Below are 16,205 nucleotides of genomic sequence, written 5' to 3' on the forward strand. Positions count from 1 at the left end.
GGATGGAAATGCATCCCGTAGAGGAGCGAGGATGAGCGCCAGCGGCGCATCACTCGCAACAGCGACCCCAGCGTCAGACGGCGCGGCCGAGGCCATTCACGTCGAGAATCTGCACAAGAAGTTCGGCCAGCTGCATGTCCTGAAAGGCGTTTCGATGTCGGCGCGCGACGGCGAGGTCGTGGCGATCATCGGCGGCAGCGGCTCGGGCAAGTCGACGCTGCTGCGCTGCATCAACTGCCTGGAGAACCCCACCAGCGGCCTCATCCGTGTCAATGGTGAGGAGATCCGGCTGAAACCGGACCATCACGGCGGTAGCGTACCGGCCGATCGCCGCCAGATAGAGCGCATCCGCTCCAGGCTCGGAATGGTTTTCCAGAGCTTCAACCTCTGGAGCCATATGACTCTGATCGAGAACGTCATCGAGGTGCCGGTGCATGTGCTCGGCGTCAAACGCGACGAGGCCATCGCCGGCGCGGAAAAGCTGCTGGAACGGGTGGGGCTCTCGGAAAAGCGCGACGTCTATCCGGCCTTCCTGTCGGGTGGGCAACAGCAGCGCGGCGCGATTGCGCGCGCGCTGGCGGTCCAGCCGCGCGTCATGCTTTTCGACGAGCCGACTTCTGCGCTCGACCCCGAACTGGTCGGCGAGGTGCTGAAGGTGATCGCCGATCTGGCGCGCGAAGGCCGCACAATGGTGCTGGTGACACACGAGATGAAGTTCGCCCGCCAGGTCGCGAGCCATGTCATCTATCTCTATAACGGGCTGGTCGAGGAGGAAGGACCGCCGGAGCAGATTTTCGGCGATCCAAAGTCCGAAAAGCTGAAACAATTCATCCGCAACATCCACTGATTGCGGGCGAATAGTGGGAACACGTCAATCAAAACAAAATGGGAGTGCGTTACATGAAAAACATACTGAAAACCGCCGCGCTGGCGTTGGCGCTGGGCATGGCCGGCCTCGCCGCCGCTGGCGCCGAACCGGTCAAGGTGGGCTTCTCGCCGGAAGCCTATCCGCCGTTCTATTCCGCCGACGCTTCCGGCAACTGGACCGGCTGGGAGGTGGAGATCGTCCAGGCGATCTGTGCCGAGGCCAAGTTCGAATGCGAGCTTACGCCGATCCCGTGGGACGGCCTCATCCCGGCGCTGACGACGAAGAAGATCGACACGATCATGAACTCGATGTCGATCACCGAGGAACGCAAGAAAACAATCGACTTTTCGGACAAGTATTACAACACGCCGACAGCCGTGGTCGGCGCCAAGGGCGAGGAATTCGACGCTACGCCCGAGGGCCTAAAAGGCAAGATCATCGGCGTTCAGGTCTCGACCGTTCATGCCGCCTACGTGAAGAAGCATTTCACCGAGGCGGCTGAGGTCAAGGAATACCAGACCCAGGACGAGGCGAACCAGGATCTTGCGGCCGGGCGCATCGATGCGACCCAGGCCGATTCCATCGCGCTCGATGCCTTCCTTAAATCCGAGCAGGGCATGGCCTGCTGCGATCTCAAGGGTCATGTCGCGGACGATCTCGAAATCCTCGGGCCCGGGGTCGGCGCCGGCGTGCGCAAGGAGGACACGGAGTTGAAGGAAAAGATCAACGCCGCGATCAAGGCCATCCGTGAGAACGGCAAGTACGACGAGATCACCAAGAAGTACTTCGACTTCGACATCTACGGTAGCTGACCAGCTGTGAAGGGCGGCTGCGCGGATCAAAATCCGTCGCAGCCGCGTCCACAAGGAAGCGGATTAACCCGCTCTAAAGTGCAGGACCGAGCCGATCGAAGCGTTTCTTCTTCCGCTGTCGCAGGCGAGCATTTTCGACCTTTTGGCGCTCGAGCCGCCGGGCTGGGGCGGCAACCTGTTGCGCGGCTTGATGAATTCCATAATCATCGCGCTCGGCGCGTTCGGCTTCGGCCTGGCCATCGGCACCGGCGGCGCCTATGGCAAGCTGTATGGCGGGCCGATCGTGCGCGATCTGTTGGAAGTCTACACCACTATCGTTCGCGCGGTGCCGGAACTGGTGCTGATCCTGCTTCTCTATTTCGCGGGAACCGACCTGATCAACCGCGTTCTGGAGGCCTTGGGATACGCACGCATCGATATTAACGGCCTTGTCGCCGGCATCTGGGTGCTGGCCTTCGTGCAGGGCGCTTACTCGACCGAGGTCATTCGCGGCGCAATCCTTGCCATCCCCCAGGGCCAGATCGAAGCCGCCCGCGCCTACGGCATGTCGCCTGGACTGCTCCTGCGCCGCATCACCGTGCCCGCAATGCTGCCCTTTGCCATACCCGGGCTCGCCAATCTCTGGCTGATCGCGACCAAGGATACGGCCTTGCTGGCCATCGTCGGCTTCAGCGAACTTACCCAGGAGACGAGGACGGCGGCCGGCCAGACCAAGGCCTATTTCACCTTCTTCATGGCTGCGGGGGTGCTCTATCTCCTGCTGACGATGTTCTCCAACGTCATCATCGCGCAAATCGAGCGCTGGGCGCGGCGCGGCACGCCTCGGATCGCCGGGGGCGACCGATGAGCGCAAACACCGCAACCGGCCTCGTCGATGCAACGGCCCGGGCTTCGCTCTGGCTGCAGCCGCATCGCATCGTGCTGATCGCAGTGGCTCTGGCGCTGGTCGTATCCGCCGCTGTCTTCATGCGCTGGGACTGGATTCCGGCCTATTACAATCTGGCGCTCCAGGGCATCTGGCGGACGATCTGGCTTCTCGTGGTCACCGGCATACTCGGCTTCGCGCTGGCGCTTCCGGTAGGCCTCGTGCAAGTGACGGGGCCACGTTGGCTCGCCTGGCCGGCCAACGCGTTCTGCACCGTGATCCGCGGGACCCCGCTGCTGCTTCAGCTCTGGCTCCTCTACTTCGGGCTGGGCTCGCTGTTCCCGCAATTTCCCTGGGTCCGCGATTCGTTTCTCTGGCCCTATCTCAGGCAGGCATGGCCATATGCGGTGCTGGCGCTGACGCTCTCCGTCGGCGGCTATGTCGGCGAGGTCATGCGCGGCGCCTTTGCCGGCGTGCCGCGCGGCCAACTGGAGGCGGCGCGCGCCTATGGCATGCGCCGGCTGACGATCTTCCGGCGCATATGGCTGCCGCAGGCGATCTACAGCGTGCTGCCGACGCTGGCCGGCGAGGTGGTGCTTCTGCTCAAGGCGACGCCGCTGGTGGCGACGATCACCGTTGTTGATATCTACGCCGTCGCCTCTCGGGTACGGCAGGACACTTTCATCGTCTATGAGCCGCTGCTGCTGCTCGCGCTGATCTATCTCTGCATAACAGGCATCATCGTCTTCGCCTTCCGCAAGCTCGAAGCGAAAATCCCCACGCGGCTTGGTTAGCATGACCGAAACCGTCACCATCGGCATGGAAGAGGCGCTGGCGCTGTGCGAAGGCGCAGCGAAGGGTGCAGGTGCAAGTGCTGAAGTCGCGGCTTCGCTGGCCCGGGCGGCGGTTGCTGCCGAAGCGGAAGGACAGGCATCGGTCGGGCTGGCGCATTTCACCGATTATCTCGAAGCCTTGGAAGCTGGCCGAATCGACGGACAAGCCGTGCCCGAGATCACCCGCCCGGCCGGCGCGATCATCCGGTCCAATGCAAGAGGCGGCGCGGCGCATCCCGGATTCGACCGAGCGTTCGAAGACCTCGTCGACACGGCCCAGAAATTCGGCGTCGCAATCTTCAGCCAGAAGAACGCCTTCACCTGCGGCGCGCTCGGCTATTTCGCCGGGCGGCTGGCCGCACGCGGACTGGCGGCGCTGGCTGCGACCAACGGACCGGCGCTGGTTGCCGGCGCCGGCGGCACAAAGCCGGTCTACTCCACCAATCCGCTCGCCTTTGCCGCGCCTGCGGCGGGAGGGCCGCCGCTGCTGATCGACCAGTCCTCCAGCGCCACTGCGTTCGTCAATATCCGCAGGGCGGCCCACGCCGGCCAGAGCATCCCGGAAGGCTGGGCGCTGGATGCGGCGGGCAATCCGACCACGGATGCACGCGCCGCGGTCAAGGGAACACTGCTTGCCTTTGGCGGCAGCCGCGGCGCAAACATCGCGATGATGGTGGAAGTTCTTTCCGCAGGCCTGTCGGGCGCGAACTGGTCGCTCGATGCGCCGGCCTTCGCGACCGGCTCGGAATCCCCGGGCACGGGTTTGTTTGTGGTCGCCATCGAGCCGAAACTCCTCGACCCGGATTTCGAGACCCGGCTGCAATCGCAGATCGACCGGCTGTCCGGAGAATACGGAGTCCATATTCCCGGCGCGGGCAAAGTCGCGGCGCGGCAGAAATCTCGCGAACGGGGTCTCGCGGTTCCGCAGCCCGTCTACGACGAGATCGCCCGCCGCGCGGACCGCGGTTCTTTCCGAGACAGGTAAGCTTCGTCTTCGTGGCCAAATCCGGAAACCAGTCGGTGGTGCGGCGTCGCGCCTATACCACGATCAGGCTGGCATTCAGGGGATAACGGCATCGAGGTCGCCCAGCCCACGGTTCAGGTGGGAGATGATGAGAAGTCGGCGGCGGCCGCCTCAACAACGACCGCAATGATGCGCAAGAAGGCCATCGAGGCGGTGCGGGCCTGGAGCCGTTCTCATCTAAACTGAAGTGTTCTGCCGGAGGAAATTCCGGTCAAGATCAAAGGATTTGTAGCAGCGCCGGTTACTGCTCGTTCCACTGCGCATCACCCCAATCCAGCCGCCTCGCGGCCTTGAACGCCGCACCCTCGCGCCGGGTCACGAGCCGCTCGGTTGCGGCGCCGTTGGCCTGGCATAGCTTCAGCCGCACTGTCCCGCTCGCCGTCTGAGGCGGCGCCAGCACGCGGGCGGCTGGCGCATCGGCGGGCGTTCTGGACGCGGCGATGAAAATGTATTTCTCGTCTTCCCACGGCACATCGCCGCCCTTGGCGAGGCGATGCAGCCTGGAGCGCGCGACGCGGCGTGCGAAATGGCACCAGTCGGGCGCAACGAGCGGGCAGGCGGCGCTATGCGGGCAGGGTGCGGCGAGATGGGCGCCGGCCGCGATAAGGCGCGACCGGACGGCCAATATGCGCTGCCAGCCAGCCGGCGTGCCGGGCTCGACGACGACAAGCGTGTCGCGCGTCAGGGCCCACAGCCGGTCGATCAGGGGCTCGATCGCCGATGGCTGAAGCTCGTCCAACACATAGGCGAGGGTGACCAGATCGGCGGGCTTCAGGTCGGCGAGCCCGGTGGCGAGGTCCGCGGCCAGCCACTCGGCGCGCACCGGCGCTGCCTCCGTGAGCTGTTTTCCGACGCGGCGAATCGCTTCGCTGGTCTCGACCAGCGTTGCGGTCTCCAGGCTTTCGAAACAGTCGCGGGCGGCCCACAGCGCCGTTCCCGGACCCGCGCCGACATCGAGAAGGCTTTTCGGAGCAAGTTCCGGCAGCACTTCGGCGACAGACCCTAGGCTGGCGCGGACCGCCGCATAAGTGGCCGGCAATCGTGTCGCCAGATAGGCTTTCGCCGCGAGATCGTCGGATATATGCAGCCTGCCGTCCCGGACTTCGCTGCGGTAACGGCGCGAAAGCAGGTCAGCCGCCTGCTTCAACTCCGAAAGAGATGTGCCTTCCAGCACCTGCTCTACGGCCTGCCGGAGTGGGGGAGGAAGTTCCATTGTGCGCCTTGTGTCTCAGGCAGCGCCGAATTTCCGGTTGGCGTCGAGCGCCAGGCCAAGACCGACGCTGCCGAACATGTCGCCCTCGACCGCGACCGCGGCCGGAAACATGTCCAACACGCACTGCTTTAGCAACGGAATGGCGGTCGAGCCGCCGGTCAGGAACAGCGTCGTGATCGCCGTCGGCTTTACCTGCGCGTCGCGCAGCGTGCCGGAGATGACATCGGTGATCTTCCGCACGGCTTCCTCGATCGTCGCATTCAGGCCGGCCTGGGTTATGGGCAGGCTCAGCAGCTCGTCGGTCAGGCGCAGTTCCATCGCTGTCTCCGCCAAATCCGTCAGCTCGATCTTGGCGCGTTCGATCTTTGATGCCAGCAAATGCCCCTGCCTGTGCCTGACGATGTCGATCATCCGGTCGACCAGTTCCGGCCGCGCCGCCTCGTAGCGGATCTGGCGAAGATCGGTCATCGCCTTGTTCGAGTAAAGCAGGTTGATGCGCTGCCATGTGGCGAGATCGAAGAAATAGCCGGCCGGCAAATTGCGCTTGCCGTCCTTGGTCTGCGTCTTGTAGCCGAGTTCCGGCATCAGATGCGCCATCGAAAGCAGCCGGTCGAAATCTGTGCCGCCTATATGGACGCCGGTGCTGGCCAGTATGTCGTCCTTGCGGGCGGCGGCGGCGGCGCGCTCGGGCGAGACCCGTACGATCGAGAAGTCGGACGTGCCGCCGCCAATGTCGACGATCAGCACCAACTCTTCTCTCGTGACACTCTGCTCGTAATCGAGCGCGGCGGCGATCGGCTCGAACTGGAATGCGATATGCTTGAAGCCCTGGGCGCGGGCGGCCTTTTCGAGCTGCGCCTGCGCCTCCGCGTCGGCTAGCGGGTCGCCGTCGACGAAATGCACCGGACGGCCGAGCACGACGGTATCGACGGTCTCGCCCAGCTCGGCGTCGAGCCGGCCTTTGAGGTAGCCGATGAACGAGCCGATAATGTCTGAGAAGGCGATAGAACGCGCCTTGATCCGGGTCTTTTCATGGATCAGTGACGAGCCGAGCACGCTTTTCAGCGCCCGCAGCAGGCGGCCTTCGGCATGGTCGGTGTAGTCCTCGATGGCGCGCCTGCCGAAATACGTGAAATTGTCCTCGAAATTGTAGAATACCGCGCTCGGCATGGTGACGTGGTCGCCCTCGAGCTGAACCAGCCGCGGGCGGCCGCCATTCATCACCCCGACGGTGGAGTTGGAAGTGCCAAAGTCTATTCCGCCGCTGACCGGTCGCATAATGGGTCCCGAGATCGTGGAGATTGCCGCCCGAAAGCGGAGTGAGGCGGTTACACAAGGATGCCGGCAATGTCGAGGCCGCATGGCGCATTGCAGCTCTGCGGCAATCTCGCCGATGCACGCGTCCGGCCATACCCATACCGGCAGAAACGCGCTATAGACGCCGCGCTGAAAGCGGAGATTCCACCCGGCGCGATGGCCAAGATTGCCCTGAAACTGGACGAACTGATCGATGGCGCAGCACTCCGCTGCGAGTTGACGGCGCTGACTGCAGCCTTTGAGGGCGACGGCTCGAGCCCGGCTGTTCGCGCGAAGGTTCTCGCAATTCTGAAGGAGCGCATCGCGACCGGACGGGCAGTGGCGGAACGGATGCTGACCGAGGACGGCGGCGGCACGGCTTGCGCGTCCAGGCTGTCGCATCTGATGGACGAAATTATCCGCGCGCTCTATGACTTCGCCGCGACGCATGTGTATCGCGCAAAAAACCCCTCATCGGCCGAGCGCATGGCGGTGGTCGCCGTAGGCGGCTACGGGCGCGGCACGCTGGCGCCGGGCTCGGACATCGACCTCCTGTTCCTCCTGCCATACAAGCAGACGCCATGGGGCGAGCAGATCGTCGAATACATGCTCTATATGCTATGGGACATGGGGCTGAAGGTCGGCCACGCTACCCGCAATATCGACGAGTGCCTGCGTCTGTCGCGCTCCGACATCACCATCCGCACCTCGATTCTGGAAGCGCGCTATTTGTGGGGCGAGCGCAAGCTCTACGACGAGTTGCTGGCGCGCTTCGACAAGGAAGTGGTGAAGAATACCGGCGCGGAATACGTCCAGGCCAAGCTCGCCGAGCGTGACGACCGCCACGCCAAGGCCGGCGAAAGCCGCTATCTGGTCGAGCCCAACGTCAAGGACGGCAAGGGCGGTCAGCGCGACCTGCACACGCTGTTCTGGATCGCCAAGTATTTCTACCGGGTGCGCACCGGCGAAGAACTGGTCGAGCAGGGCGTGTTCACGCGGGCCGAATACAACCAGTTCCTCAAAGCCGAGGATTTCCTGTGGGCGGTGCGCTGCCACATGCATTTCCTCACCGGCAAGGCCGAAGAGCGCCTGCACTTCGACATACAGCGCGATATCGCCGAGCGGCTCGGCTACACCAGCCATCCCGGCCTCTCAGCCGTCGAGCGCTTCATGAAGCACTACTTCCTGATCGCCAAGGATGTCGGCGATCTGACCCGCATCTTCTGCGCGGCTCTGGAGGAGGAGCAGGCCAAGCACGTGCCGGGCTTCAACCGGATCTTTCTCACCTTCTCCAGACGCCGGCGAAAACTTGCCGGCACCAGCGACTTCATCGTCGACAACCACCGCATCAACGTCGCCGACGATCAGGTTTTTGTGCGCGATCCGGTCAATTTGGTGCGGCTGTTCTGGTTCGCCGACAGGCATGGGCTCGAATTCCATCCCGACGCTTTGAAGCTGCTGACGCGTTCGCTCCGCCTGGTCGACAGGAGCCTGCGACGCGACGCCGAGGCCAATCGGCTGTTCCTCGACATATTGACCTCCGACCGCAACCCGGAGCTCAATCTGCGGCGGATGAACGAAGCCGGGCTTCTCGGCAAGCTGATCCCTGATTTCGGCAAGATCGTCGCCATGATGCAGTTCAACATGTATCATCACTATACGGTCGACGAGCATCTCCTGCGCTGTATCGGCGTCCTGTCGGAAATCGAGCGCGGTGGCGGCGAGAAGATACACCCGCTGTCTCACAAGCTGATGCCGGGTCTGAGGAATAAGCGCGAGGCGCTCTACGTCGCGGTGCTGCTGCACGACATCGCCAAAGGCCGCCCCGACGACCATTCCGAGGCGGGCGCAAAGATCGCCCGGCGGATCTGCCCGCATATGGGCCTGTCTCCTGCCGATACCGAAACGGTGGCCTGGCTGGTGGAAAACCATCTGGCGATGTCGATGACAGCGCAGACCCGCGATTTGAACGACCGTAAGACGATCGAGGATTTTGCCGCGTTGGTGCAGTCGGTGGAGCGGTTGAAGCTGCTTCTGGTGCTGACCGTCTGTGACATACGCGGTGTCGGGCCGGGCGTCTGGAATGGCTGGAAGGGGCAACTGCTGAGGACGCTCTACTACGAGACCGAGCTTCTCCTGACCGGCGGCTTCTCGGAAGTGGCGCGCGTCGAGCGGGCGGCGCAGGCGCGCGAAGTGCTGGCCGAAAATCTTGCCGGCTGGCCCGATGCGGCGCGCAAGCGCACCGTTGGCCTGCATTACGAAAACTACCTCTTGGCCGTCGATCTGAAGGATCAGCTGCGCCACGCCGAGTTCATCCGCGCGGCCGACGAAGCCGGCAAGAAACTGGCCACCATGGTCAAGACGCACGAATTCGAGGCGGTGACGGAAATCACCGTTCTGGCGCAGGACCACCCGCGCCTGCTGTCGGTGATCGCCGGGGCCTGTGCGGCCGCCGGCGCCAACATCGTCGACGCGCAGATTTTCACCACGTCTGACGGGCGCGCGCTGGACACGATCCTGATCTCCAGGGAATTCGACCGTGACGAGGACGAGCGGCGGCGTGCCGAACGGGTGGGAACGCTGATCGAGGACGTCCTTTCGGGCAAGAGCTGGCTGCCCGAGATGATCGCGAAACGGACCAAGCCGAAACGCGGCTCCAAGGCGTTCCGCATCGAACCGCGCGTTGAAATCCGCAACACGCTGTCGAACCGGTTTTCCGTGATCGACGTCTCGGGGCTGGACCGGCCGGGCCTGCTGTCGGAAATCACCGGCGCGCTGTCAGACCTTTCGCTGGACATCGCCTCGGCGCACATCACGACGTTCGGCGAAAAGGTCATCGACACCTTCTATGTCAGTGATCTGACAGGCCAGAAGATCGACAACCCGGCGAGGCTCCAGACCATACGCAATCGGCTCATTGCCACGCTCAACGGCGAGGCAGGCCAGCGCGGCGTCAAGGCGCGCGTCTCCGCCGCTGCCGAATGATCACCAACAACACAGCCGTTCCGGAAGCCCACAAGCGATGAGCCTGGTCAAAAAATTCGCCGGCGTGGGAAGCGCCACCATGGCAAGCCGCCTGCTGGGCTTCGTCCGCGAGGCGCTGATCGCGGCGACTCTGGGCGCCGGGCCAGTGACCGACGCCTTCTACGCCGCCTTCCGCTTCCCGAATCTCTTCCGCCGGCTTTTCGCCGAGGGAGCGTTCAACACTGCTTTCATCCCGCTCTTCGCCAAGGAACTGGAAGGCGGCGGCATGGAGGCGGCGCGGAAATTCGGCGAGGACGTGCTGTCCGTACTCATTGCGACGCTGCTCGTCCTGTCGGCCGGTGCTATCATCGCAATGCCGTTCCTCGTATCGACGATCATCGCGCCGGGCTTTTCCGACACGCCGGACAAGTTCGACCTGACCGTACTGATGACCCGCATCATGTTCCCGTATCTCTTCTGCATGTCGATGGTCGCCATGCTGTCGGGCGTGCTGAATTCGATGCGGCGCTATTTCCTCGCCGCGTTCGTGCCGGTCCTACTCAATATCGTCCTGATTCTGGTCCTGATGGCGGCGCTGCGCGGCGGCGTGGACGACCGCCTGACCGGCCTTTGGCTTGCCTGGGGTGTATTCCTGTCGGGCGTACTGCAACTCGTCTTCCTCGTCTGGGGTGTCTGGCGGGAAGGTTTTTCGATGCGGCTCCGGCTGCCGAGGCTGACGCCCGACGTGAAGCGCCTGCTCATCCTGATGGGGCCAGCGCTCCTCACGGGCGGCGTCGTTCAGATCAACCTCCTTGTCGGCCAAATCATCGCCTCGGCCCAGGACAACGCCATCAGCCTGCTCAACTTCGCCGACCGCATCAACCAGCTTCCGCTCGGCGTCATCGGCGTGGCGGTCGGTGTGGTGCTGTTGCCGGAACTGTCGCGGGCGCTGCGCAGCGGCGACCATGCCGACGCGGAGCATCTCCAGAACCGCTCGCTCGAATTCGCGCTAGGCCTGACGCTGCCCGCCGCGATCGGGCTGATCGCCATGCCCGGCCCGATCGTCGCAATGCTTTATGAGCGCGGCGAATTCACCGCCGAGGCGACTGTGCTGACCGCGCAGGCCCTCGCCGCCTTCGCTGCGGGCCTGCCCGCCTACGTCTTGATAAAGGTGTTCTCGCCGGCTTTCTTCGCCCGCGAGGACATGAAGACGCCCATGTGGTTCTCGATCGTCGCGGTCGCTGTCAATATCGTCGCGAGCCTGGCGCTGTTCCCGATCTACGGCCATGTGGCGATCGCGCTGGCCACCACGGTCTCGGCCTGGCTCAATCTTCTGCTTCTCGCCGGCACGCTGTGGGCGCGAAACGATTTCCGGCCGTCTGCCGTCACGGCCAGGCGCGTCGTGTTGATCGCGACGGCGAGTTTCGCCATGGGCGCACTGATATGGGTGCTGCAGATGCTGCTTGCGCCGATGATGGAAAACCCGTCGGGCCTGGTTCGTCTTGCCGCCGTGCTGGCGATCATCGCCGCCGCGGCGATCACCTATTTCGCCATTGTCATTGGCACCGGCGCGGTCGATAGACAGCAACTGGTCGGCGTCGTCCGGCGCAGAAGAGGCCGCCCTATCGAAGCCGGGACGGCGGCATCCGATCCGGAATAGGCCGAGTGGCCGAGGCTTTTGCTAAAACTGTTCGACGTCCCGACACCGGTTTCTTAACGAAATGCGTCCAGAACGGTGACCTGCCGGCTGGTGCGTAAGCGCCGGTCGCCTGTCGGGTGGGGGCATGCAGATGAGCGGCAGACTCTATTACGTCGACTGGTTGAGGGTCATCGCCTTCGCCATTCTCGTCGTCTATCACTGCTCGGTCGCGTTCTTTCCCGACATGTCCTGGCTGATGAAAAGCGCTCAGGGAAGCGAAACGCTCTCGCTAGTGATGAAATTCCCACGCGCCTGGCGGCTGGCGTTGCTGTTCTTCGTTTCGGGCATGGGTACGTGGTTTGCGTTCCGCTCCAATGCCGGGCTGGCCTTCCTGAAGGACCGGACCATTCGCCTTTTGGTGCCGCTGCTATTTGCCATGTGCGTCATCATCGTGCCGCAGGTCTGGTTCGAGCGCGTCTACGAGGACGGCTATGACGGCTCGCTGATGAGCTTCTGGCTGACACGTTACTTCACCGAAGGCAAATACCCGCAGGGCAATTTCACCTGGGCGCATATGTGGTTCGTCGCCTACCTGCTGGTGATGGCGTTCCTGTGCTATCCCATTTTCCGGCTGATCATCGACCCGCGCATGCGCCGGCTGACCGGCTGGTTCGAGACCGTGGCCCGCTCCAACGCAATCTACCTTTTGTTTCTGCTGCCGCTGGTGCTCAACATCGCGCTGTCGCCGATCTTCCCGCGCCAGACCAACTCGCTCTACAATGACGGCGCCTGGTTCGCCGTGTGGGCTAGTTGGTTCGGGCTCGGCTTCCTCGTCGCGCGCCACCACCACGCGGTAATCGAGGCGATCGTCGAGCGTCGCTGGTTGAGCGCGTCCTTTGCATTGGCGCTTACCGTGATGCTCTACCGGCATTCATGGGCCGCCGATCCGGATGACGCTTTCATCGGCGATTACGACAACATGACCGTGCTCTACAAGACGGCCCTCTTCGGCCTTGCCTGGAGCATGATCCTCACAGCCGTGGGTTTCGGCGCGCTTCATTTGAACCGGAAGAGCAATGGACTTGCCTGGCTGAATCGCAAGATATTCCCGCTCTATATCGTGCATCAGACCATTATCATCGCCGCGCTGTTCTACATCCTGCCGCTGGACGCGGTCGTGGCGGCAAAGATGTCGCTCGTGCTGCTTGCGACGATCGGCGGGTCGTTGGTGTTGTGCCTCCTGTTCGAACAACTCCCCTGGCCGTTCCGCGCCCTTGTTGGTCTTCCCGAACGGCCTGCCGGCGCGCCCGCGCCTGAAAAGAGCACGGTTCCGCTGCGCTATTAGCGTAGTCGTCGCCTGGAGTTCGCCCGTGCGCAAGGCTTGATCGCGCACGCGCCTTCGTCCATAAGCGCAACTCGATTTTCGCCGCGCGCGAAACGGCCCTCCACAAGCCACGAGGAAACCATGACCGCCTTCAAGCCGCTCGTCTTTTCGGGCGTTCAGCCCACCGGAAACCTGCATCTCGGCAATTATCTCGGCGCGATCCGCCGCTTCGTCGCCCTCCAAGACAGCCACGACTGCATCTACTGCGTGGTCGACCTGCATGCGATCACGCAGTGGCAGGAGCCTGCCGAACTGATGAAGGCGACACGCGAGGTGACCGCGGCCTTCCTGGCCGCCGGCATCGACCCGAAGAAACATGTAGTCTTCAATCAGAGCCGCGTGATGCAGCATGCCGAGCTCGCATGGGTGTTCAATTGCGTCGCCCGCATGGGCTGGCTCTCGCGCATGACCCAGTTCAAGGAGAAAGCCGGCAAGGACCGTGAGAACGCCTCGGTCGGCCTGTTCGCCTATCCGACGCTGATGGCCGCCGACATCCTGGTCTATCGCGCCACTCATGTTCCGGTTGGCGACGACCAGAAGCAGCATCTGGAGCTGACCCGCGACATCGCCCAGAAGTTCAACAACGACTTCTCCGACCGGATCGCCGATCTTGGGCTGGGCGTCGAGATGAAGGTAGGCGAGGAGAAGGTCAACGGCTTCTTTCCGCTTACCGAGCCGTTGATCGAGGGTCCCGCGCCGCGCGTCATGTCGCTTCGCGACGGGCTGAAGAAGATGTCGAAGTCGGATCCTTCGGACCTGTCGCGCATCAACCTGACCGACGACGCCGACGCGATATCCAAGAAGATCCGCAAGGCAAAGACCGATCCAGCCGGCCTTCCTTCCGAGATTGAAGGCCTGAAGGAACGGCCGGAAGCTGAAAATCTCGTCGTTCTCTATGCAGCTCTCGCCGAGACTTCGAAGGAAAAGGTGCTTGCCGAGTTCGGTGGTCAGCAATTTTCGGCATTCAAGCCGGCGCTGGCTGACCTTGCTGTGACGAAGCTCGCGCCGATCGCCGCCGAGATGCGGCGGATTTCATCGGACGAGGCCTATGTCGACGGGGTGCTGAGGGACGGCGGCGAGCGCGCCGGCGTCATGGCCGAAGCCAACATGAAGATGGTGCGCAATATCGTCGGCTTGCTGAACGGTTGAGAGCCGTTCAGCAAGCCCACTTGCCGACGCCCGGCGCGGGTGACAGATTGCGCCGGAACGGCATGTCGTCTCAGCAGGATTAGAACATGGTTTCCAAACGACTGATCCGGGAAGCCGGCCACCGTCGGAAATTCCTGGCGATCATCGACGATACGCCCGAATGCGAGCGCGCCGTCGCCTATGCCTCGACGCGCGCGAAGACGACCGGCGGCGTGCTGGTGCTGCTCTATGTGATAGAGCCGGGAGACTTCCAGCATTGGCTGGGGGTCGAGAAGATCATGCGCGACGAGGCCAATGCCGCGGCCAATGCGGCGCTCGACGGCTATGCCACGACCGTGCGCGCCAAGCTCGGAATCGAGCCGGAACTGGTGGTGAGAGAGGGCAAGCCGGCCGAGGAAATCCACAAGCTGATCGAGGAGGACCAGGACATCGCCATCCTGGTGCTGGCTGCAGGCGCAGGCAAGGAAGGTCCGGGGCCGCTGGTCGCTTCGATCGCGGGCAAGGGCGCGGCGTTTCCCATTCCGGTGACCGTCGTGCCACAGAACCTTTCCGACGACGACATCGCCAGCCTCGCCTGAGCCGTCTGCCTCGACAAAGCGGATGCCTCGGGAGAAAATCATTTCCGACGGCCGCCGAAAGTATGGCGCATTTGGCTTGAATGTCGCCGGAACCAGGCATATTTAGAACTATTCCAAACTTTGAGCGCACGGAGATGCGGCCATGTTCATCCAGACCGAGGCGACCCCCAATCCCGCCACGCTGAAATTCCTGCCCGGGAAGGAAGTGCTGATCGAAGGCACCGCGGATTTCCGCGACGCCGAAACCGCGCGCGCTGCCTCGCCGCTTGCCGGAAGACTGTTCGACATTCCGGGCGTCACAGGTGTGTTTTTCGGCTATGATTTCATTACCGTCACCAAGGATGGCCCCGACTGGCAGCATTTGAAGCCGGCCATCCTCGGCGCGATCATGGAGCAGTTCATGTCGGGCGCGCCGGTGATGAATGTCGGCCGGCCCGAAACGCCTTCTGACGAATCCGGCGAGTTCTACGACAAGGCCGATTCGGAGATTGTCGTCACTATCAAGGAACTGCTCGACACCCGCGTTCGTCCGGCAGTCGCCCAGGATGGCGGCGACATCACTTTCCGGGGCTACGAGAACGGCACGGTTTTCCTGCACATGAAGGGAGCTTGCGCCGGCTGCCCGTCCTCGACCGCGACGCTGAAGCACGGCATCCAGAACCTGCTGCGCCATTTCGTTCCTGAAGTCGAGCACGTCGAACAGATCGGCTGATCCTCGCGCTGAAAAGCCTCACAACAAAAAAGCCGGGCAAATTTGCCCGGCTTTTTGCTGTGGACGTCCGTTGTTGCCGAGACGGTCCGCGTAGTTATTTGACGATGACCTTGGCTCCGACTTCGGCGCGGTTGTAGAGGTCGATGATATCCTGGTTCATCAGCCGGATGCAGCCCGATGACATTGCCTTGCCGATCGAAGCCCATTCCGGCGTCCCGTGCAGGCGATAGCCGGTGTCGCCGCGCTTGTTGTAGAGATAGAGGGCACGCGCGCCGAGCGCGTTGGTGATGCCCGGCTCCATTCCGCCGCGATATTTCGCGAGTTCCGGCTGCCGCCTGATCATCTCGGCCGGCGGCGTCCATACCGGCCATTCGCGCTTTGCCGCGACACGGGCGGTGCCCTTCCATTCAAAGCCTTCGCGGCCGACGCCGATGCCGTAGCGCACCGCTTCGCCCCTGGGCAGGACGAAGTAGAGATACTTCTCGGCAGTGTCGACGATGATCGTTCCGGGCTCCTCGCCGCCGTTGTAAGCGACGATCTGGCGATGGTATTTCTTGGGCACCTTGTAGATGGGAATGCTCGGAAGGCGATAGCCGGCGTCCGTTCGGCTGCCGTAATCGGACGAAAACACCTTGTACGAGCCGAATGTGCTGCACCCGGAAACCGCGGTAGCGAGCGCCAGCCCGACTGCAAGGGCAAGTGTTTTCATCTGCATGATTAAATTCGCCGCTCCGGTCCAAATATCGATTTGGCCCGATTCGGGGCCGCAATTTCGCCTTTATTTACGGGGGCGAATTCCTGCTTGCCAAGAGCTTAGTGGCTGAGCCGGCTGCTTACGCAAGCGTAACCAGTTTGCTATTGCATTTCG

Annotated in this window: 14 protein-coding genes; 11 read left to right on the top strand and 3 right to left on the bottom strand. The window is 63.1% G+C overall.

Going from position 1 to position 16,205, the window contains the following annotated elements:
- The first annotated feature begins 31 nt into the window (after positions 1 to 31).
- The 5 genes from ABVK50_RS26355 to ABVK50_RS26375 all read left to right on the top strand — a co-directional run bounded on the left by ABVK50_RS26355 (position 32) and on the right by ABVK50_RS26375 (position 4,363).
- Entirely contained in the window at positions 32 to 847 is an 816-nt protein-coding gene (locus ABVK50_RS26355; protein ID WP_353643774.1) for an ABC transporter ATP-binding protein, read from the top strand.
- A 53-nt stretch (positions 848 to 900) separates the two neighbouring features.
- On the top strand, positions 901 to 1,680 hold the full coding sequence (locus ABVK50_RS26360) for a transporter substrate-binding domain-containing protein (RefSeq protein ID WP_353643773.1): 780 nt from the start codon (positions 901 to 903) through the stop codon (positions 1,678 to 1,680).
- Positions 1,681 to 1,774: 94 nt separating this feature from the next.
- On the top strand, positions 1,775 to 2,527 hold the full coding sequence (locus ABVK50_RS26365) for an ABC transporter permease (RefSeq protein WP_353647053.1): 753 nt from the start codon (positions 1,775 to 1,777) through the stop codon (positions 2,525 to 2,527).
- Positions 2,524 to 3,339: an ABC transporter permease subunit gene (locus ABVK50_RS26370; protein ID WP_353643771.1), complete on the top strand. Its 816-nt coding sequence runs from the start codon at positions 2,524 to 2,526 to the stop codon at positions 3,337 to 3,339. Before ABVK50_RS26365 ends, ABVK50_RS26370 begins: the two co-directional genes overlap by 4 nt.
- A 1-nt stretch (position 3,340) precedes the next feature.
- Entirely contained in the window at positions 3,341 to 4,363 is a 1,023-nt protein-coding gene (locus tag ABVK50_RS26375) for an Ldh family oxidoreductase (RefSeq protein ID WP_353643770.1), read from the top strand.
- A gap of 280 nt (positions 4,364 to 4,643) precedes the next feature.
- On the opposite strand, the gene ABVK50_RS26380 is transcribed toward ABVK50_RS26375, so the two are convergent.
- Together ABVK50_RS26380 and ABVK50_RS26385 are read right to left on the bottom strand one after the other, a co-directional pair.
- Positions 4,644 to 5,615: a small ribosomal subunit Rsm22 family protein gene (locus tag ABVK50_RS26380; RefSeq protein ID WP_353643769.1), complete on the bottom strand. Its 972-nt coding sequence runs from the start codon at positions 5,613 to 5,615 to the stop codon at positions 4,644 to 4,646.
- Between the two features lie 15 nt (positions 5,616 to 5,630).
- On the bottom strand, positions 5,631 to 6,893 hold the full coding sequence (locus ABVK50_RS26385; RefSeq protein WP_353643768.1) for an Hsp70 family protein: 1,263 nt from the start codon (positions 6,891 to 6,893) through the stop codon (positions 5,631 to 5,633).
- Between the two features lie 195 nt (positions 6,894 to 7,088).
- Between ABVK50_RS26385 and ABVK50_RS26390 the strand changes: the two genes are divergently transcribed.
- From ABVK50_RS26390 to ABVK50_RS26415, 6 genes are all read left to right on the top strand, one after another.
- The gene (locus ABVK50_RS26390; protein ID WP_353645802.1) at positions 7,089 to 9,896 is read left to right on the top strand and encodes a [protein-PII] uridylyltransferase; all 2,808 of its coding nucleotides are present in this window, start codon (positions 7,089 to 7,091) and stop codon (positions 9,894 to 9,896) included.
- A gap of 37 nt (positions 9,897 to 9,933) precedes the next feature.
- Complete coding sequence (murJ, locus tag ABVK50_RS26395) at positions 9,934 to 11,535, top strand: murein biosynthesis integral membrane protein MurJ (protein WP_353643767.1); 1,602 nt, start codon at positions 9,934 to 9,936, stop codon at positions 11,533 to 11,535.
- Positions 11,536 to 11,665: 130 nt separating this feature from the next.
- A complete protein-coding gene (locus ABVK50_RS26400) occupies positions 11,666 to 12,859 on the top strand; it encodes an acyltransferase family protein (protein ID WP_353643766.1) in 1,194 nt (397 codons plus the stop codon).
- A 120-nt stretch (positions 12,860 to 12,979) separates the two neighbouring features.
- Positions 12,980 to 14,047 carry a tryptophan--tRNA ligase gene (trpS, locus tag ABVK50_RS26405; protein ID WP_353643765.1) on the top strand — a complete coding sequence of 356 codons (1,068 nt, stop codon included), beginning with the start codon at positions 12,980 to 12,982 and terminating at the stop codon, positions 14,045 to 14,047.
- Between the two features lie 86 nt (positions 14,048 to 14,133).
- Positions 14,134 to 14,625 (top strand): universal stress protein, encoded by a 492-nt coding sequence (locus ABVK50_RS26410; protein WP_353643764.1) that lies wholly within the window; start codon positions 14,134 to 14,136, stop codon positions 14,623 to 14,625.
- 142 nt (positions 14,626 to 14,767) lie between these two features.
- Positions 14,768 to 15,337 (top strand): NifU family protein, encoded by a 570-nt coding sequence (locus ABVK50_RS26415; protein WP_353643763.1) that lies wholly within the window; start codon positions 14,768 to 14,770, stop codon positions 15,335 to 15,337.
- A 94-nt stretch (positions 15,338 to 15,431) separates the two neighbouring features.
- Here the strand turns inward: ABVK50_RS26415 and ABVK50_RS26420 are convergent, their stop codons facing one another.
- Entirely contained in the window at positions 15,432 to 16,052 is a 621-nt protein-coding gene (locus ABVK50_RS26420) for a L,D-transpeptidase (RefSeq protein ID WP_353643762.1), read from the bottom strand.
- Positions 16,053 to 16,205: the final 153 nt, after the last annotated feature.

The organism is Mesorhizobium sp. WSM2240, from assembly GCF_040438645.1.
Classification (GTDB): Bacteria; Pseudomonadota; Alphaproteobacteria; order Rhizobiales; family Rhizobiaceae; genus Allomesorhizobium.